This is a genomic window from Polaromonas sp. P1_A2, assembly GCF_056406895.1.
Genome location: NZ_JBFTZI010000001.1, coordinates 1,332,668 through 1,349,728 on the forward strand (window position 1 = coordinate 1,332,668; position 17,061 = coordinate 1,349,728).

The 17,061-nt window shown below is 62.6% G+C and carries 20 protein-coding genes; all 20 read left to right on the forward strand.

What is annotated here, in order from left to right; translation table 11 throughout:
• Position 1 precedes the first annotated feature (1 nt).
• The 20 genes from AC1D09_RS06450 to AC1D09_RS06545 all read left to right on the forward strand — a co-directional run bounded on the left by AC1D09_RS06450 (position 2) and on the right by AC1D09_RS06545 (position 17,057).
• Positions 2-1,681: a terminase large subunit gene (locus tag AC1D09_RS06450; RefSeq protein ID WP_477663383.1), complete on the forward strand. Its 1,680-nt coding sequence runs from the start codon at positions 2-4 to the stop codon at positions 1,679-1,681.
• Entirely contained in the window at positions 1,678-3,012 is a 1,335-nt protein-coding gene (locus AC1D09_RS06455) for a phage portal protein (protein WP_477663384.1), read from the forward strand. Before AC1D09_RS06450 ends, AC1D09_RS06455 begins: the two co-directional genes overlap by 4 nt.
• On the forward strand, positions 3,009-3,749 hold the full coding sequence (locus AC1D09_RS06460) for a head maturation protease, ClpP-related (RefSeq protein ID WP_477663385.1): 741 nt from the start codon (positions 3,009-3,011) through the stop codon (positions 3,747-3,749). The genes AC1D09_RS06455 and AC1D09_RS06460 overlap by 4 nt, the downstream gene beginning before the upstream one ends.
• 75 nt (positions 3,750-3,824) lie before the next feature.
• Positions 3,825-5,057 (forward strand): phage major capsid protein, encoded by a 1,233-nt coding sequence (locus AC1D09_RS06465; RefSeq protein ID WP_477663386.1) that lies wholly within the window; start codon positions 3,825-3,827, stop codon positions 5,055-5,057.
• 89 nt (positions 5,058-5,146) lie between these two features.
• On the forward strand, positions 5,147-5,518 hold the full coding sequence (locus AC1D09_RS06470) for a hypothetical protein (protein ID WP_477663387.1): 372 nt from the start codon (positions 5,147-5,149) through the stop codon (positions 5,516-5,518).
• A gap of 71 nt (positions 5,519-5,589) precedes the next feature.
• Positions 5,590-6,099, forward strand: a complete 510-nt coding sequence (locus AC1D09_RS06475; RefSeq protein WP_477663388.1) for a head-tail connector protein — start codon at positions 5,590-5,592, stop codon at positions 6,097-6,099.
• Positions 6,096-6,449: a phage head completion protein gene (locus AC1D09_RS06480; protein ID WP_477663389.1), complete on the forward strand. Its 354-nt coding sequence runs from the start codon at positions 6,096-6,098 to the stop codon at positions 6,447-6,449. Before AC1D09_RS06475 ends, AC1D09_RS06480 begins: the two co-directional genes overlap by 4 nt.
• Entirely contained in the window at positions 6,446-6,862 is a 417-nt protein-coding gene (locus tag AC1D09_RS06485; protein ID WP_477663390.1) for a hypothetical protein, read from the forward strand. The genes AC1D09_RS06480 and AC1D09_RS06485 overlap by 4 nt, the downstream gene beginning before the upstream one ends.
• 1 nt (position 6,863) lies before the next feature.
• On the forward strand, positions 6,864-7,469 hold the full coding sequence (locus AC1D09_RS06490; protein ID WP_477663391.1) for a phage tail terminator protein: 606 nt from the start codon (positions 6,864-6,866) through the stop codon (positions 7,467-7,469).
• 8 nt (positions 7,470-7,477) lie between these two features.
• On the forward strand, positions 7,478-7,780 hold the full coding sequence (locus AC1D09_RS06495; RefSeq protein ID WP_477663392.1) for a DUF2635 domain-containing protein: 303 nt from the start codon (positions 7,478-7,480) through the stop codon (positions 7,778-7,780).
• Positions 7,781-7,858: 78 nt separating this feature from the next.
• A complete protein-coding gene (locus AC1D09_RS06500; RefSeq protein WP_477663393.1) occupies positions 7,859-9,352 on the forward strand; it encodes a phage tail sheath subtilisin-like domain-containing protein in 1,494 nt (497 codons plus the stop codon).
• 67 nt (positions 9,353-9,419) lie between these two features.
• The gene (locus AC1D09_RS06505) at positions 9,420-9,782 is read left to right on the forward strand and encodes a phage tail tube protein (RefSeq protein ID WP_477663394.1); all 363 of its coding nucleotides are present in this window, start codon (positions 9,420-9,422) and stop codon (positions 9,780-9,782) included.
• Positions 9,779-10,111 carry a phage tail assembly protein gene (locus tag AC1D09_RS06510; RefSeq protein WP_477663395.1) on the forward strand — a complete coding sequence of 111 codons (333 nt, stop codon included), beginning with the start codon at positions 9,779-9,781 and terminating at the stop codon, positions 10,109-10,111. The genes AC1D09_RS06505 and AC1D09_RS06510 overlap by 4 nt, the downstream gene beginning before the upstream one ends.
• A 122-nt stretch (positions 10,112-10,233) precedes the next feature.
• Complete coding sequence (locus AC1D09_RS06515) at positions 10,234-11,835, forward strand: hypothetical protein (RefSeq protein WP_477663396.1); 1,602 nt, start codon at positions 10,234-10,236, stop codon at positions 11,833-11,835.
• Complete coding sequence (locus tag AC1D09_RS06520; protein WP_477663397.1) at positions 11,835-13,103, forward strand: DNA circularization protein; 1,269 nt, start codon at positions 11,835-11,837, stop codon at positions 13,101-13,103. Before AC1D09_RS06515 ends, AC1D09_RS06520 begins: the two co-directional genes overlap by 1 nt.
• Positions 13,100-14,392: a phage baseplate assembly protein gene (locus AC1D09_RS06525; RefSeq protein WP_477663398.1), complete on the forward strand. Its 1,293-nt coding sequence runs from the start codon at positions 13,100-13,102 to the stop codon at positions 14,390-14,392. The genes AC1D09_RS06520 and AC1D09_RS06525 overlap by 4 nt, the downstream gene beginning before the upstream one ends.
• The gene (locus AC1D09_RS06530; protein WP_477663399.1) at positions 14,389-15,006 is read left to right on the forward strand and encodes a phage baseplate assembly protein V; all 618 of its coding nucleotides are present in this window, start codon (positions 14,389-14,391) and stop codon (positions 15,004-15,006) included. The genes AC1D09_RS06525 and AC1D09_RS06530 overlap by 4 nt, the downstream gene beginning before the upstream one ends.
• A complete protein-coding gene (locus AC1D09_RS06535; protein WP_477663400.1) occupies positions 15,003-15,443 on the forward strand; it encodes a phage GP46 family protein in 441 nt (146 codons plus the stop codon). Before AC1D09_RS06530 ends, AC1D09_RS06535 begins: the two co-directional genes overlap by 4 nt.
• Entirely contained in the window at positions 15,436-16,467 is a 1,032-nt protein-coding gene (locus tag AC1D09_RS06540) for a baseplate J/gp47 family protein (RefSeq protein ID WP_477663401.1), read from the forward strand. The genes AC1D09_RS06535 and AC1D09_RS06540 overlap by 8 nt, the downstream gene beginning before the upstream one ends.
• Positions 16,467-17,057, forward strand: a complete 591-nt coding sequence (locus AC1D09_RS06545) for a YmfQ family protein (protein WP_477663402.1) — start codon at positions 16,467-16,469, stop codon at positions 17,055-17,057. The genes AC1D09_RS06540 and AC1D09_RS06545 overlap by 1 nt, the downstream gene beginning before the upstream one ends.
• Positions 17,058-17,061: the final 4 nt, after the last annotated feature.

Below are 17,061 nucleotides of genomic sequence, written 5' to 3' on the forward strand. Positions count from 1 at the left end.
TGTGGGCGCAGCTGAAGCGCTGGCCGTCGACTCGACGACCAGCTACGCGCACAGGGTAGCAGTCGGGGAAATTCTCGCCGGGCCGTATGTCCGACTTGCAGCAAAGCGGCACCTTGCGGACCTGCAGACTGGCCACCTTCGCGGTCTGATCTGGCGGCCAGAGATGGCGGCTCATGCCATTCAGTTCATTGAGTGCTTGAAGCATTACCAGGGCGTCAAGGCTGGCAAGCTGTTCATCCTGTCGGACTGGCAGCGGTTTGTCGTCGGGTCGTGCTTCGGGTGGTATGCGGCAGAGGCGCACCGCCGCTTTCGTACCGCATACGTCGAGATTGCGAAAGGCAACGGTAAAACCCCGCTCGGCGCCGCCATCGCGCTCTATGGTTTGGTGGCCGATGGCGAGGCAGGTGCCGAGGTCTACTCGGCGGCGACCAGCAAGGACCAGGCGTCAATCTGTTTCAGCGATGCCAAGCAGTTTGTTCTGAGCTGCGCGCCGCTGGCCAATCGGTTGCAGCTCGGTCTGGCCAATATTTCGTATCTGGCGACAAGTAGTTTTTTCCGACCGGTTTCTGCCGAGGGGCGCGGGCTGGATGGCAAGCGGCCTCATATCGTCATCGTCGACGAGCTGCACGAACACCCGACCGGCACAGTGGTCGAGAAAATGCGCGCCGGTACCAAGGGCCGCACCAGGGCGCTGATTGTGGAAATCACAAACAGCGGATACGACCAGACGACCGTCTGCTTTGAGCACCACGACTACACCATAAAGGTGCTGCAGGGGGTCATTGAAAACGACTCTTGGTTCGGGTACATCGCATGCCTGGACAAAGGCGACGAACCATTCGACGACCCGAGCTGCTGGCCAAAGGCGAACCCTAACCTGGGTGTGTCCGTCACCAGGCAATACCTGCAAGAGCAGGTAATGGAAGGCCGGGATATCCCGAGCAAACGCAACCTGGTGCGCCGGCTGAATTTCTGTGTATGGACTGAGGCCAGCGAGGGCTGGCTCGACCTAGATGCCTGGGACAAATGCAACGCGACCGTGCAGACGTCTGCACTACGCGGCCGCAAGTGTTTTGGTGGCCTCGATCTGGCGTCGGTCAGTGACTTTACTGCGCTGGTCTGGGTGTTCCCCCCCGATAAAACTGAACCTAAATGGCAGGTGCTGGTGCGGCTGTATTTGCCCGAAGACGCGATAAAAAAGATGCGCGACAAGCAGCGCCTACCGGTCGACACCTGGGTCGAAGAGAAGTTGATCACTGTCACGCCTGGCAATGTTTGTGACTATGGCTTTATCAAGCGGGACATTGCGGCAGACCGCGAGCAGTTCAATGTGCAGGAGATAGCCTTCGACCGGTTCAACTCATCGCAGATCGTGACCGACCTGCAGGACGATGGCGCGCTAATGGTCGGATTCGGTCAGGGCTACGCCAGCATGAGCGGGCCCATAAAAGAACTGGAGCGGCTCTACATGAGCCAGGCGATAGCGCACGGCGGGCACAAGGTGCTGCGCTGGATGGGCACCAATGTGGTGGCAACTAAGGACGCGGCGGAGAACATCAAGTTTGACCGCGCCAAGTCCACACAAAAGATTGACGGCATGGTCGGCCTAGCGATGGCGCTGGGTCGGGCAACCGCCAAGCATGAGAAGACAACAGTTAAACAGGGCTTTGTACAACTATGACCGCTGCAGCTCAAGGCTCAAGCATCCTGACGCAATGGCGTGACGCGCGGCAGGCGGCACGTAGCGTACAGGTCAGAAATGACGTGACCGATAGCGCGCTTGTTATTGGCAGTGATACGCCTGGCATGCTGCAGCTGTTCGGTGCGAATGCGTCCGCTGCCGGCGTGCATGTGACTCCCGAGTCGGCGATGCGGGTGTCTGCCGTGTTCGCGTGCGTCCAGCGAATCGCCGGCGCCATCGCCTCGATGCCGCTGCTGCAATATGAAAGGCTGGCAGGCGGCAAGCGGCGCCCGGTGCCTGACATGCCGCTGTTCTATTTGCTCAATGAGCAGCCCTGCGCGCGCTACGGTGCGGCCAGCCATTGGGAGGGTGTGTCTTCTGCTCAACTGTTGCGCGGCGATGGGTTTACTTATATCGGTCGCAACCGGATGGGGGATATCAAGGAACTGGTGCCGCTTCCCTGGTCGTGCGTGGTACCGCGCAGGGTGCAGACCTCCGACGACGACCGCCTGCAATATTCAATCCAGGACGGCCTGCGCACCTGGGGGGCGGACCAGGACGACATGCTGCATTTCCCCGGCTTCGGTTTTGACGGCCTTCGCAGCAAGAGCGTTATCCAGTGGGCGGCGCGGAACGCTGCCGGTAACGCCATGGCTATGGATGAGTACAGCGGCAAATTTTTCGCGGGTGGAGCGCACCCGTCCATCGTTCTCAAAACAAAGAATGAAATGCAGCCGAAGGCTATCACTGATCTGCGAGAGGCCTTCGCTTCCAAGTACAGCGGTGTGGCCAATGCTCATAAGTTGCCGTTGATCCTGACCGAAGGTCTGGAGGCTGACACGTTGAGTGTCTCGGCAGAAGACTCGCAACTGATCGAGGCTCGCCAGTTTCAGGTGATCGATATCGCCCGCGCCTTCGGCGTGCCACCGCACATGATTGGCGAGACCAGCGGCAGCACCAGCTGGGGCAGCGGCATTGAGTCGATGAACCGCGCATTTGTCACTTACACGCTGCAGAACCACCTGGTGCGCATCGAGCAGGAGTTGAATCGCAAGTTGTTCCGCACCGCCAAATATTTTGTCGAGTTCGACCGCGACTCGCTGCTTGAGGGTGACAGCCAGGCGCAAGCCAAGTACTACCGCGCCGCCCTGGGTGGTCCTGGCTCTGGCCCGGGCTGGATGACCGTTGACCAGGTGCGCGGAGAAAAGAACTTGCCGCCTGAGGGTGGCAGGTCTGCAGAGATCTATTTCCCGCCAGAAAAGCCGGTCACACCCGGCAAAGCTGACGACCTTGAAGACCCGGAAGAAACCCCCGAAGGAAAGCAACCATGAAGAACTTTCTCCAGCTGCTGCGCGACAACGCCCAGCAAGAACGCAAGCCGCTCGCCCTGGTGCGCGCGGAGGGCAGCACCGATGCCACGCTGTACGTCTATGACGTGATTGACGCATATTGGGGCGTGTCCGCCAAAGAGGTGGCAAGCGCCATCCAGGCGCTCGACCCGAGCGTCACGCTTCATGTGCGCATCAACAGCCCGGGCGGCGACGTGTTTGAGGGCCGGGCCATCGCCACCGCAATCGCTCAGTTCCGCGGCAAGACCATCGCTCATATCGACGGCCTGGCCGCCAGTGCTGCGACCAGTGTGGCCAACGCTTGCGGGGAGATTGAAATTGTCTCGGCCGCCTTCTACATGATTCACAACGCCTGGACGTTTGCCTACGGCAACAAGAACGACCTGCGCACCACCGCTGAACTGCTCGACAAGATCGACAACAGCCTGGTGAATGACTATGCCAAGCGCACCGGCGCCAAGGCCGAGCAGATTGTCGAATGGATGAACGCCGAAACGTGGTTCACCGCGCAGGAGGCGGTCGACAACGGTTTCGCCACCCGCGTCGCCGACGAAGCCGCTGCGGCTGACAACGCCGAAAAACGCGCGTTCAACCTGGCCGCCTACGACAAGACGCCCAAGGCGCTGCTTGAGCAAAAGCCCAAGGCGCCAGCAGAACCCGACTTTGCAGCCTTGCGTGCGCACAACGCGCGCCGGCTGAAGGTCCTCGAATTCGCCTGACGCTCTCGCATCAGCGAAACGGCCACCCATCCGGGTGGCTTTTTTTTTAGCTCAACAACCATGAAGGAAACCCAAATGAGCATGCAAGCACTCCGGGAGCGTCTCTCCGCTCTGAACAAAGAAGCAAACCACATCCTGGCTGAAAAGGGTGCGGCGACCTGGTCGAAGGATGACCAGGCCAAGTTTGATGCCAAGATGGAAGAGGCCGAGCGGGTCCAAAGCCAGATCGAGGCATCGCAACGGCTGCTGAACATGGCGGCCGACAAGGACTTCAAGGACGTTGTCCAAAAAGACCCGAGCCAGAAGAAAACCGCGCTGCAGGAAGGCCTCGAAGTCTTCATGCGCAAGAGTGCAAAGGACTTCAGCCAGGAAGAAGCTGTCAAGGTGCGCAACACCATGAGCACGACGACCGGCTCCGAAGGTGGCTACACCGTCCAGCCGCTGGTCGCCAGTTCGCTGATTGACCTGCTCAAGGCCTACGGCTTCATGCGCCGCGTCGCAAGCCAGATTACCACCGCGAACGGTTCGGACCTAGGTTACCCGACCAGCGACGGCACGGCCGAAGTCGGTGAGCTGGTTGCGCAGAATGCCGCTGCTGCTGCTGCCGATGCAGTCTTCGGTACCCGGGCGCTGAACACCTTCAAGTTCGGGTCCAAGACCTTCGGCGTGCCCATCGAGCTGCTGCAGGACAGCAGCATCGACATCGTTGCCATGGTGCAGAAGCGCATGCGTGATCGCATCGGCCGCAGCCAAAACGGCTACTACACCACCGGCACCGGCACCAATGAGCCCATGGGCCTGTTCTCCGCTGCTGGCGTGGGTAAAACCGGCACCACGGGCCAGACGCTCACCGTGATCTATGACGACCTGGTCGACATGGTGGACTCGCTCGACGCTGCCTATCTGGAAAGCCAGCCGGGCGAAGGCTCCGCGCCTGGCATCCAGCCCGGTTGGATGTTCGCGCAGGTCATGCGCAAGCTGCTTCGCAAGATGAAGGACACGGCCGGCCGCCCGATCTGGACGCCGAGTTACGACGAAGGCGCCAGCGCCAAGACGCCCGACATGCTGCTCGGTTACCCGGTCAACATCAACAACAGCATTGCTGTGCCTGCCGCGAACGCCAAAACCATCGCATTCGGTAACTTGAACAACTACCTGATCCGCGATGCCATGGAAGTCACCATGTTCCGCTTCGATGACAGCGCCTATGTGTCCAAGGGTCAAATCGGTTTCCTGGCCTGGGCCCGCTCCGGCGGCAACTTGATGGACGTCAATTCCGTCAAGGTCTATCAGCACTCGGCTACCTGATTCGCGCGTCGTGCATTCGGCTTCGGCCGGACCACAACCCGGGCACGGCGTGCCCGGGCTTTTCTTAAATCTTTTCTGGAGAATTCTCAATGAACAAGACTCTTATCGCCTTGTCGTCTATCGCTGCCGGCTACCTTTACGCTGGCTCCCCTGCCATTGCGCAGAGCAGCAAGTTTGAGGCCGACGACGCCACTGCCGACAAGCTTATCGCCGAAGGCAAGGCCAAGCTGTATGTCGCTCCCGTGGCCACTCCCGAGCCCGGCAAGGGTGTCAAGCTCACCAAGGTTCGCCTGTTGATGGATGGCCAGTACGGCAAATGCAATGACGTGGTCGAGCTGGACGCCGACGCCTTGAAGGCTGCCGAAGCTGCCGGCCATGCGGATTCCAACAAGGCGGCGGTCGCGTACGCCATGACGCTGGAGCAAAACCAGCCCAGCACGAAACAGGTCAACATCCTGTAATTCCGCGGCTCGCCTCGGCGAGCCCTTGGCAAAGCGGATCACGGTCCGCTTTCCCAAGCAGGTACAACACAATGAATTTCAAACTCATCACGGCGCCCGCAGTTCCGGTGATCACCCTTGCGCGCGCCAAGCTGCAGTGCAAGATCACCAGCAACGACCGCGACGACGACATTAACGATGCGGTCGCCGGCGCGCGTGACTTCGTAGAGTCCTATCTTGGTGTGCCGGTGGGTGAGCAGGTGCGGCGGTACACCTTCGATTGCTGGCCGGGTTCATACGAATTTGATTTCGATGTGACTGAGCTGCAGGCGGTGACTGCTGCAGGGGTGGCTGTCTTGCCGTTGCCTACCTTGGGCGGGGCGCAGGACCGTACCCTCACGTTGACGGCCTCGGCGCCGGTCGTGGTTACTGTCAAGTGCGGCTATGTGGTGGCCAATCTCCCGGGCGTCGTCAAGTCGGCCATGCTGCTGATGATTGCTGACCTGGTGCGCAACCCGCAAGCGCAGTCCGAGATTGAGTTGTACAAAAACCATGCGGTTGAAAATCTGCTCTGGCCGCATCGCGTCAGGTTGCCCATATGAATGCGCCGGATATCGGCGAGCTGGACAAGCTGGTCAGGGTTCGCAAGTGGGTGGACCGCGCGAACAACGCCTTTGCACTCGACCAGGTTGTCGATGCCGGGCAAGACGCCTGGGCCCGCATCGACCCTGCCGGAACTGCGCTTTTCTACGGTACCGCGCAGATTGAAAAAGGCATGACGCACCGTATGGCCACCTGGCGCACCGCGGCCTTGAACGAAGTCACCGTCACCGGCGAGCACGTCGTCGAGCACGACGGCATGCGCTACCGTGTGCGCCGCGCCACCGACTGGAAGGGTCGCCGACAGTTCCTCATCCTCGACCTTGAGCAGCTGGGCACCATCCCGCCATGAGCGAGCGCGACTTCAAGGTCTTCTCTTCGGTCAAAGGACTGGAGCGCATCGACTTCGATAAGAAGCCGATCAAGAAAACGATACGCCAGCAGGCCGGCGAGGTGCGCAAGGTCGCCCGCCGCATGCTGGCGCGCAAGGCTGTATCGGCCGCCGGCGAGGCGCCGGGCAAAGTCACTGGCGCACTGCAAAAGTCGGTGACGGTTAAGGTAAGCAGCGGCGGGTTTTGGGCCAAAGTCGAGCCCTTTAAAAAGGATCTGATGGACTTTTATTACCCGGCCGTGCTGTTCTATGGCTCAACCAAGATCAACATTGCCAAGCGTTCCAATTACATGGTCGACGCCCTGGAGCAGCGCCGGGTGATCGCACAAGCGGCTATCTATGCGGCGCTGCGCACTTCGCTGAAACCACGCTGACATGAAACTCAATTTGATCATTGAGCAGCTGCGCGCCTATTGCCCGTCCTTCGTCGGGGCGCCTGGCCAGTTGCCCCGGGTTGCCGGCGCCGTCGAGTTCTCCATCGTGCCGGAGTCGACCGCGCTGCCGGTGCCGTGTGCCTTTGTGCTGCCGCTGGACGACAACCCTGGCGCATCCAAGGCCATGAACGCCGTACGCCAGGAACTGGTCGAGGGCTTTGCCATCGTGGTCGCCCTGGACAACAAGTCCGATGAACGCGGCCAGGCGTCAGGCACTGCGCTGCACGACATACGTGCCGAGCTTTGGAAGGCACTGCTCGGCTGGCAACCAGAGCCCGACTACAACGGTGTGGTGTATGAGGGCGGCAACCTGGAGCGCATCGACAGGTCGCGCCTTTGGTACCGCTTCGAGTTCTCTGCGCAGATGGAAATCGGCCCCAGTGATGGCTGGGAAGAGGGTGCCCTGCAGGCCTTGCCCAAGCTGAACGAAGTGCGCGTCAAGCTCGATGTGATCGACCCGATTGTCGACAGGAACATCAAGCCAGACGGGGTAGGCCCCGACGGCCGAACTGAATTTGAAGTCCGAGTAGAAAACCTTAACCCATAGGAGTCACCATGTATCTGAAACCCTCTCCCGGCCGCAGCGTGCCAGACGTTGAACGTGGTGGCCTCTTGGTCGCCGAAGGCCGCAGGGTCACGCCGTCGACCTACTGGCACCGCCGCAAGGAAGACGGTGACGTCGCCGAAATCACCCAGGAAGAGCATGAGGCCCTGGTCGCCGCCAAGGCCGAGGCGGACGCCAAAGCAGCAGCCGAGGTAAAGGCTGCAGCCGAAGCCCTGGAAGCGGCAGACAAGCCCGCCGCCACCGACACCGTGCAGACGTCTGCACGGTCGCCGGCCGCCAAGCCCGCGAAGTAAGCCCAGTTCGACCGGTACCCCGCCGCCCATCCCTCGCGCCCGCATCTAGCGGGCTTTTTTATTTCTGGAGAGAAAACCATGACTGTCCCGTTTATCAACATTCCCCAGCAGCTGCGCGTGCCGCTGTTCTACGCCGAGATGGACAACAGCCAGGCCAACGGCTCGGCAACCGGCATCCGCAAGGCGCTGGGCATCGGCCAAAAGCTGGCGGCTGGCTCGGCTACGGTCAATGTGCCGTACATCGTCGCGTCTGTGGCCCAGGCTATTGCCTTGTTTGGGCGTGGCTCGATGCTGGCCCGCATGGTGGAAAAGTACCGCGCCAATGACAACTATGGCGAACTGTGGTGCATTGCGGTCGCAGACAACGGCGCCGGCGCAGCTGCCACCGGCACCACCACCGTGGTCGGCACCGCCACTGCTGCCGGCACCGTGCCGCTGTACGTCGGCGGCCAGCGCATCCTGGCGCCGGTGCTGGTGGGTGATACCGCCACGGTCGTCGCCACCAGCATCGTGGCGGCCATCACGGCCGCGGCAGACCTGCCTGTCACGTCTGCCAATGTCGCGGGCGTGATCACCCATACCTGCCGCTGGAAGGGTCCCACAGGTAACGACATTACCCAAACAGATTGCTTCGCGGGTTCTGCAGGCGGCGAAGCGCTGCCGGCAGGGATCACGCTCACCTACAGTGCGGCAACGCTCGCGGGCGGCACCTCGAATCCAGTTCTCACGCCGGTTATCAGTGCGATGGGCGACGATGAATATGACTTCATCTTCCACGGCTATACCGATACCACCAGCATGGACGCGATAGACGTCGAGATGAACGACACGACCGGCCGCTGGTCGTACGCTCGCCAGATCTATGGTCATGCCTACACCGCGCTGCGCGGCACGCTGGGCACCCTGGTTACGGCCGGCGACCTGCGCAACGGCCCGCATCACACCATGGCTGCAGTCGATGCTGACTGCCTGACGCCGGCGTATGAGTATGCGGCCTTCTACACCGCTCGCAATGCTGTGTTTATCAACGCGCATTGCGGCCGGCCGACGCAAACAGGTGTCCTCACCGGCGCCAGCATCCCGCGCGCCGGCAAGCGCTTCCTGTTCAATGAGCGCGCCAGCTTGCTGAATCATGGTGTGGCGACCAGCTACGTGTCGGGCGGTGCCCTGCGCGTCGAGCGGGCGATCACGACCTATCAAAAGAACGCCTACGGCCAGCCGGACGTTTCTTACCTGGATAGTGAAAGCCTGCACCTCTCGGCTTATGTGCTGCGCCGGCTGCGCAGCATCATCACCAGCAAGTACCCGCGCCACAGCCTGGCGAATGACGGCACGCGCTTTGCCGCCGGCGCCGCCATCATCACGCCGAAGGTGGCGCGCGGCGAAATGATTGCCGAGTACGAAAAGATGGAGTTCGAAGGTTATGTCGAGAACGCCGAGCTGTTCGCGGCAAACCTGATTGTCGAGCGCCCGGCCAGTGACCCGAACCGGCTGGACGTGCTCTTCCCGCCCGACTACATCAACCAGCTGCGCGTCTTCGCGGTGCTCAACCAGTTCCGCCTGCAGTACTGAACGACAAACTGCACCGTAATTTATTCAGGTTTCTATTCCAGCCACATAACTCCCGAAAGGAAACACCATGGCACCACGTACCGCTGGTACCTGCTTCGTCAAAATCGACGGGCAGCAGCTCGAAATCAAGGGCGGCCTGGAGGCGCCGCTCTCCAACAAAAAGCGCGAGGGCGTCCTCAGTTCGACCGGCGCAGTCGGCTACAAAGAAACGCCCGTCCAGCCCTATGTGAAGGCGACGGCGATTTTTACGAACGACTTTCCCATCAGCAAGCTGCGCTCGATGGTCGACGGCACCGTCACCGCGGAATTTGCCAACGGCAAGGTCTACACCCTGTCCGACGCCTTTCTGGCCAATGAGGCCACGGGCAAGGGCGAAGAGGGTGAGGTCGAGCTGGAGTTCCACGGCTTGCGCGGAGCGTGGCAAGAATGAGCGCCGGTGAAGTTGTCATCAAGCTCGCCAAGCCTGTCAAGGCGCACGGCGAGGAAGTGCTGCAGCTCACGCTGCGCGAGCCGACCGTCGAGGACCAGATGGACCTGGGCACGCCCTTCCTGATCATCGCCGGCGATGGCGAGACGGGAATCAAGATCCAGCCCAAGGTGATCGCCGCGTATGTGGTGCGCCTGGCCGCAGTGCCGCTGTCTACCGTCAAGCATCTGAGCATGAATGAATTCCAGCTCTGCCAGGCGGCGGTACTGGGTTTTTTCGGGAAGGGGGAAGACGAGTCGACGAACAGTTCGTCGGAGCAGTCTTCGACGTAACGCATTTTTTCAGCAGCTCGCCTGCTGAAATCCTGCGCCTTCCCCTCTCTCGCTTCTACCTGTACGAAAAGCAGGCAATCCGCATCGCACGTCAGAAACAACAGCAACCCGACTAAAACCAAATGGCTGACAGTTACTCACTCAAGGCAATTTTGAGCGCCGTGGACGGCATCTCGCCCGTGCTCAAAAACGTCGCGACGTTCTCCAAGAGTGCGCGCAAATACTTGGGCGACGTGGGCTCCAGCCTTAACGCGCTCACGTCCAAGCTGGGGATACCGCTGGGCGTGGTCACGGCGATAGGCGCGGGGTTCGGTTTCACGGCCATCAAAAAGGCGATTGTCGATTTCGCCGACCTGGGCGAGGCGGCACAGAAGGGTGCGCTCAAGGCTGGCATGAGCACCGATGATTGGCAGCGGTACAAGTATGTTTTCGACCAGGCGGGCGTCTCCGTCGACGCGATGGAGGGCTCGCTCGGCAAGTTGAACAAGAACCTGGGCAACGCCGGCAGCGGCAAGAACAAGGACCTTGAGGCGCTTCTCAAGACCTTGGGCATACCGCTGCGCGGCGTCAATGGCCAAGTGCGCAACGCGGCCGAGCTGCTGCCCCAGCTGGCCGACGCGTTCGTCAAGAACCGCGACCCGGTCAAGCAGGCCGCCATCGGCAACGCGCTGTTTGGCAAGTCCTTTGCCGAGATGCTGCCGCTGCTCAATGAGGGCAGTGCCGGCATCAATCGCAGCCTGGCGCGCATCAAGAGCCTCAAAGGCATCATCAGCCAGGACGACCTCAAGGGCGCCAAAGAATTCGGCGACCAGCTGAAAGACTTGAACATCGTCACCAAGGGTTTCCAGATGACCATCGCCAAGGAATTGGTGCCGGTCCTGAGTCCCTTGATCGAAGACTTTATCCAGTGGGCCGCTGTCAATAAGAAGCTGATCGCAACCGAAGTCAAGAAGATGGTGCAGGACCTGGTAAAGGCCTTGAAAGAGATCAATTGGACGAAGGTGGTGCAGGACATACGCGCCGTGTTCAATGCCATTGGTGGGCTGGTCGACTCCCTGGGCGGGGCCAAGAACGCGCTTATCTTGCTGGCGGTTGTCATGAACCTGCAGACCATCGCCGCCGCATGGGGCCTTATTGCATCGCTCGGCCGCCTGGGTCTGGCCCTGCTCGGGATATCCGCTCAGGCCGCCGGCGCGTCAATATCCCTCGGGTACTTCGCAGCCAGCCAGGCGTCAGTGGGGGCGGCGCTTACGGGGTCGCTCAAGACGGTGGCCGCGTCGGCTGGCTTGCTTGCCGCTGCGGCGGTCATCGGGTACGCCATCGGGTCGGTGATCTACAGCACCCTGCTGGAAGACACGCGCATTGCCGACTGGATTGGCAGCATCCCCACGCGCGTGGCCGCGTTCTTTGGCAGCGCCGATGCGCAACGAACGCTTGACAACAATGCCGCGGTTGCGCGGATGTTCGGCCCGCAGCAAGGCGGTATCGCGCCCGCCGCGCAGATCGCCCGCTCGCCGCTGCCGGCTGCAGCGCCCGGTGCGCTGGGCTCCGGCACGTTCAACATTAACGCGCCGGCCGCTGCAAGCCTGAACGGCAAGGTTGAGGTCGACTTCAAAAACGCACCGCCCGGCATGATGGTCACGCAAGCAAAAGCGGACGGCGGCCGGGTGGCCATGAACACCAATGTGGGATATCGATCCCTCAGTTTTGACAGCCCACTCTAATGGCCGACGACCTTTCACAACAGCTGCAGCCGGCGAGCTTTCGCGGCGTGCCTTTCCACGTCCGTGGGGGTGGCATCGAGGGTGGCCGCCGCGTACAAAAGCACGAATACCCCAAGAGGGATAGACCCTGGTCGGAAGATATGGGCCGCGCCGCGCGCGGCTTCACGGTCGAGGCCTTCCTGGTGGGCAAGGACTACGTCGAACAGTCCAAGGTGCTGCTGGAGGCGGCCGAGGTCGAGGGGCCCGGCACGCTGGTGCATCCGTGGTATGGCAGCATGCAGGTCACGCTGCAGGACCTGCTGCGCATCAACTTCGACCAAGCCCTCGGCGAGGCGACTGTCTCGCTATCGTTCATGGAGGCGGGCGAGCTGGCATACCCGGCCGCTGCCGACAGCACGCCAGGCCTCAGTCAGCTGGCGGCCGACAACCTGTGCGCTGCCGGTGTCGACAGCTTTGCTGGCAGTTTCAAGGTCACCGGCTTCCCATCATTTGTCGGCGACCTGGCCGGCCTCAATATCGCCAAGGCCTTCAACTTCACCAGTGCACTGGGTGGCAGTTTCGCGCCGCTGGCGGGCTGGGCTGGCCAGCTGGGCGGCTACGCCACGGCCGCGCGCAGCTTGATGGCGCTGCCGCAAACCCTCGGTCTGCAGGTTATGGACTGGTTTGACCTGTCGGGCATCGTCGCGTCGCTGTCCCTGGGCAGCGCCGCCAGCGGGCCCACGTTCGCCACGGCCACCGCATCGACGTCGACCACCGACCCCCTGGCTGCTATGGCCCTGGGCATTGTTGGCCTGGCGGGCAACGGCGGCGCCGGCGGCGTGCTCAATGCGCCGCTGCCGCTGGCCACGGCCACGCCTGCCCGTCGGCAGACGGTGCAGAACAATTCGGCCATCAATGCCCTGGTGCGCCGTGCCATGCTCGCCCAGGCGGTTGGCATCAGCAGCCACGTCGACACGACCGTGCAGACGGCTGCACACTCCGTCCGCGATGCCCTGTGCCGCGCTTTGGATCTCGAATCCCTGGTCGCCGACGACGCCAGCTATGCGGCCTTGCAGGCTGCACGCCGGGCTGTGTGGGTCGATATCACCGCACGGGCGTCGGATGGTGCCCGGCTGCTGGTCGTCACGCCCACGGCCGTCCTGCCGGCGCTGGTGCATGCCTACGACCGGTATGAGGACGCCAGCCGGGCCATCGAGCTGGCAGCCCGGAACAACCTGGTGCATCCGGGCTTTGTGCCCATGCAGCCGCTGCAGGTGCTTTCGCGATGATCGACCCCCGCAACGACCCGCGCAACGTCGTGCGGCTGCTGGTCAACGGCAGCGACTACGGCGGCTGGAAAAGTGTGCGCATCGAGGCCGGCATCGAACGCCAGGCGCGCAGCTTCGATATTTCCGTCACCGACCGCTGGCCAGGCTCAAACACCGATGTGCCGCGCCGCGTCAAGCCCGGCGATGCCTGTGAACTGTTCATTGGTCCGGACCGCGTCGCCACCGGCTATATCGATGGAACGCCGATCAAGTACGACGAAAAGGCGGTGACGGTCGGCGTGCGCGCGCGCAGCAAGACGGCCGACTTGGTCGACTGCTGTCCGGTGCAGGGAACCAAGGGCACCGGCGGCGGCGCATCCAGCGGAAACCGATGGGTCAAGCTGGGTGTGCAAGGCATCAACGGCACCGGCGCCGGCGCCGCGCCTGCAGCGCGCGCCATCGCGCCCAATGCCAAGGGCGGTACCGGTGGCCAATGGCGTGGCGCCAAGCTGGAGCAGATCGCGGCCGACATGGCGGCCGAATACGGCGTCAAGGTCGTGGCCGAGGTCGACACCGGCGCCACGCTGGTGCACCAGGTGCAGCAAGGCGAAACGGTGTTTGAAAGCATCGACCGCATGCTGCGCATGCGCCACTGCCTGGCGACCGATAACGCCCTGGGTGAGCTTGTGTTCATCGTCGCCGGCAGCGGTGGCAAGGCCACCACGGCGCTGGTTCTGGGTCAGAACATCAAGAGCGGCGACGCAAGCCTCGACTTCAAAAAGGTTTACAGCGAGTACATCTGCAAGGGTCAGAAGTCTGTCACCAGCCAGCAGACCGACGAAACCGAAGAGGGCGAGGACGTCGACAGCGCCGTCACATCGTCTATCAGCTCAAGCGCCAGCGCCACCGACAGCCGCGTGCCGCGCCGGCGCGTCCTGGTGCTCAAGCAGTCCGGCCAGGCCGACGAAGGCACCGTCGAGGACCGCGTGAAGTTTGAGCGCGCGCACCGTGCCGCCAAGGCGTTGGAAACGGTATATGTGGTCAACGGCTGGCGCCAGGCTGATGGCGCCTTGTGGGTGCAAAACCAAATCGTGCACGTCACCGACTCGCTTATCGGGTTCGACTTCGACATGCTGATCGCCGAGGTGGTCTACATGCTCGACGACCAGGGCATGCGCACCGAACTGAAAGTCGGCCCGCTCGATGGCTATGTCTCGGCCGCGCAAAAAAAGCAAAAGGGCAAGCACGGCAAGGGTGCCAAGGCGCGCTATCAGGGCGGCGGGCTAGGCGTGGAAGGGGCGGAGGAATGAGCGAAGCCCTCTTCCGGCGAATGGCCAGTCGCATTACCAATATGCTCGCGCGCGGCAAGGTCGCCAGCGTCAAGGCGACCACCAAGATGCAGACGCTGCAGGTCGAGATGCTCGCCGGCGAAGCCAAGGACCGGCTTGAGCATTTCGAGCCTGCAGGCTTCACCTCATGCCCGAAGCCTGGCGCCGAAGCCGTGGCCGCATTCTTCGACGGCGACCGGTCGCACGGCGTAGTGCTCATCGTGGCAGACCGTCGCTATCGCCTAACCACGCTGGTACCGGGCGAAGTGGCCATCTTCGACGACCAGGGGCAAAAGGTGCACATCACGCGCGCCGGCATCGTGGTTGACGGTGGTGGCCTGCCGGTGCTGATCACGAACACGCCGCACATCACGAACGACAGCCCGCAGACGACGTGCACCGGAAAGCTGAACGTACAGGGCCTGCTGACCTATGAGGCTGGCTTGCACGGCAGCGGCGGCACCGGCGCGGACATTGCTGGGCCGCTAAAGATCACCGGCGGCACGGTCAAGCACAACGACAAAAACATCGGCGACGACCACAACCACGGCGGTGTGCAGCCTGGTGCTGCAAACACCAATGGACCAAACCCATGACACCAGAACAACCGCTAACCGTCGTGATCGACGGCGTCACCACGTCGCTGGGCATGGGTCTGCGCCAGCCGCTGCCGCGCGCCGTAATCATCTCGCTGTTTACTTGGGGCCGCGCCAAGGCAGACGACCCGCTGCCGGGCAATGACCGAATGGGGTGGTGGGGTGATACCTACGCGCAGGTGCAGGGCGACCGCATCGGCTCGCGCCTGTGGTTGCTGGCCAGGTCGACCATTACCGCGCAGACGCCCATGCGCGCCAAAGAGTACGCCGAAGAGGCGCTCGCCTGGCTGGTAGTCGACGGCGTTGCTAGCCAGGTGCGCGTCGAGGCTGAGCGCCAGGGCCTCGACCGCATCGCCCTGGGATGCCAGGTAGTGCGTGGCGATAGCACGCGGCTGGATATTCGTTTTAACAATGCCTGGAGCTTTCTGAATGTTTAACCGCCCGCAATTGACAGCGCTGGTCCAGTCCCTGCGCGAGGACATGCTCTCGCGCCTGGACGATGAAAGCCTGCTGCGCCGTTCCGATGCCGAGGTCTATGCCCGGGTGTTCGCTGGCGCGCTGCACGGCCTGTATGCCTATGCCGATTGGATCGCCAAGCAAATCGTTTGGGATACATGCGACATTGACACGCTGGAGCGTATCGCCTCAATGTGGCTGACTGTGCCGCGCAAGGCTGCTGCAGTCGCAACGGGAAGCACGACATTTGTGGTCACTGGCGTCGTCGTCGTACCTTCGGGAACGGTGGTGCGGGCCTTTGATGGTGCGCAGTATGAGACCACCGCGGACAGTGTTGCCGGCGTCGCGCCCGTGCAGGCCTTGGTCGCCGGCGCGGCGGGCAATCGCCCTGCAGGTCAGCCGCTATCTTTGATATCTCCTGTACCTGGTGCGCAGACCCAATCTATTGCGGGCGAGCTGTCGGGCGGCGCAGACCAGGAAGACCCGGAGGCATTGCGCGCCAGGCTTATCGCCCGGGTGAAGACGCCCCCTGATGGCGGAAGCGCCACCGACTACGTGGCCTGGGCGCTGGAGGTGGCCGGAGTCACTCGCGCCTGGTGTGCGCCGCTGGAGTTGGGTGCCGGCACCGTCACCGTGCGGTTTGTGCGCGACAACGACGTCGGCGGCATCATCCCTGATGCCGGCGAGGTTGCAACGGTGCTGGCTTACATCAACGGCGTCAAGCCAGTCACGGCCGACGTGTATGTCGTGGCGCCCGTGGCTGACCCGGTGGCCTATCAGATCTCGGGCGTCTTCACCGTGGCTGCGAAGGCAGCCATCGAGGTCGAGCTGCGAGACCTGCATCTGCGCGAGGCTGCGCCTGGCGTCACCTTTCTGCTAAGCCACATCAATGAGGCCATCAGCATCGCGGCCGGGGAAACCGATCACGCCCTGGTTGCACCAGTGGCCAACGTCGTGCCGGCAGTTGGCCACATGCCGACGTTCGGGAGCATCGCATGGGTGTGATGGCTGCTGACGCAGACGACTACACGCTGCAGCTGCAGCAGCTGGAGCCCAAGGGCCCGGCCTGGCCCGAGGAAGGCGACTCGACCAGCGCCCGGGTTTATCCGCCTGTAGGCAATGCCCTGGCGCTCGCCCACGTCTCGGTGCAGGGTTTGATTGACGAGGCAGACGCACGCACCACGCAGCAGCTGCTGGTCGACTGGGAGCGTGTCGTCGGCCTGCCGGATGAGTGCCTCGACCCGCCGGGGTCCAGCGCTGAGCGCAGGCGCCGCGTAGTGCAGCGCCTGACCTACCAAGGCGGCCAGTCGGCCGCCTTTTTTATTGCCTTCCTGGAATCTCTGGGCTACGCCGGCGCGACCGTCACAGAGTTTCGACCCATGCGCTGCAACAGCAAGTGCAATGCCGCACTGAATCAAGGCGGCTGGCGCTTCGGCTGGCGCGTGAATGTTCCCGTGGGCACCGACGTGCGTGTCATGACCGTGCGCGGCCGCTGCAACGACCCGCTGGCCACCTGGGGCGACCCTGGCCTTGCATGCCTTCTGGCGGTTCACAAGCCTGCGCATACCCGGCTTTTCGTCGGCTACGGCGCCTAAAAAT

Bases quoted from the DNA above. Each gene is read 5' to 3' on its own strand.
- AC1D09_RS06510 (WP_477663395.1), top strand. From the start codon at position 9,779: ATGAGCGCCGGTGAAGTTGTCATCAAGCTCGCCAAGCCTGTCAAGGCG.
- AC1D09_RS06545 (WP_477663402.1), top strand. From the start codon at position 16,467: ATGGCTGCTGACGCAGACGACTACACGCTGCAGCTGCAGCAGCTGGAG.
- AC1D09_RS06515 (WP_477663396.1), top strand. From the start codon at position 10,234: ATGGCTGACAGTTACTCACTCAAGGCAATTTTGAGCGCCGTGGACGGC.
- AC1D09_RS06540 (WP_477663401.1), top strand. From the start codon at position 15,436: ATGTTTAACCGCCCGCAATTGACAGCGCTGGTCCAGTCCCTGCGCGAG.
- AC1D09_RS06470 (WP_477663387.1), top strand. From the start codon at position 5,147: ATGAACAAGACTCTTATCGCCTTGTCGTCTATCGCTGCCGGCTACCTT.
- AC1D09_RS06480 (WP_477663389.1), top strand. From the start codon at position 6,096: ATGAATGCGCCGGATATCGGCGAGCTGGACAAGCTGGTCAGGGTTCGC.
- AC1D09_RS06525 (WP_477663398.1), top strand. From the start codon at position 13,100: ATGATCGACCCCCGCAACGACCCGCGCAACGTCGTGCGGCTGCTGGTC.
- AC1D09_RS06460 (WP_477663385.1), top strand. From the start codon at position 3,009: ATGAAGAACTTTCTCCAGCTGCTGCGCGACAACGCCCAGCAAGAACGC.
- AC1D09_RS06465 (WP_477663386.1), top strand. From the start codon at position 3,825: ATGAGCATGCAAGCACTCCGGGAGCGTCTCTCCGCTCTGAACAAAGAA.
- AC1D09_RS06485 (WP_477663390.1), top strand. From the start codon at position 6,446: ATGAGCGAGCGCGACTTCAAGGTCTTCTCTTCGGTCAAAGGACTGGAG.
- AC1D09_RS06530 (WP_477663399.1), top strand. From the start codon at position 14,389: ATGAGCGAAGCCCTCTTCCGGCGAATGGCCAGTCGCATTACCAATATG.
- AC1D09_RS06475 (WP_477663388.1), top strand. From the start codon at position 5,590: ATGAATTTCAAACTCATCACGGCGCCCGCAGTTCCGGTGATCACCCTT.
- AC1D09_RS06505 (WP_477663394.1), top strand. From the start codon at position 9,420: ATGGCACCACGTACCGCTGGTACCTGCTTCGTCAAAATCGACGGGCAG.
- AC1D09_RS06495 (WP_477663392.1), top strand. From the start codon at position 7,478: ATGTATCTGAAACCCTCTCCCGGCCGCAGCGTGCCAGACGTTGAACGT.
- AC1D09_RS06535 (WP_477663400.1), top strand. From the start codon at position 15,003: ATGACACCAGAACAACCGCTAACCGTCGTGATCGACGGCGTCACCACG.
- AC1D09_RS06520 (WP_477663397.1), top strand. From the start codon at position 11,835: ATGGCCGACGACCTTTCACAACAGCTGCAGCCGGCGAGCTTTCGCGGC.
- AC1D09_RS06500 (WP_477663393.1), top strand. From the start codon at position 7,859: ATGACTGTCCCGTTTATCAACATTCCCCAGCAGCTGCGCGTGCCGCTG.
- AC1D09_RS06455 (WP_477663384.1), top strand. From the start codon at position 1,678: ATGACCGCTGCAGCTCAAGGCTCAAGCATCCTGACGCAATGGCGTGAC.
- AC1D09_RS06490 (WP_477663391.1), top strand. From the start codon at position 6,864: ATGAAACTCAATTTGATCATTGAGCAGCTGCGCGCCTATTGCCCGTCC.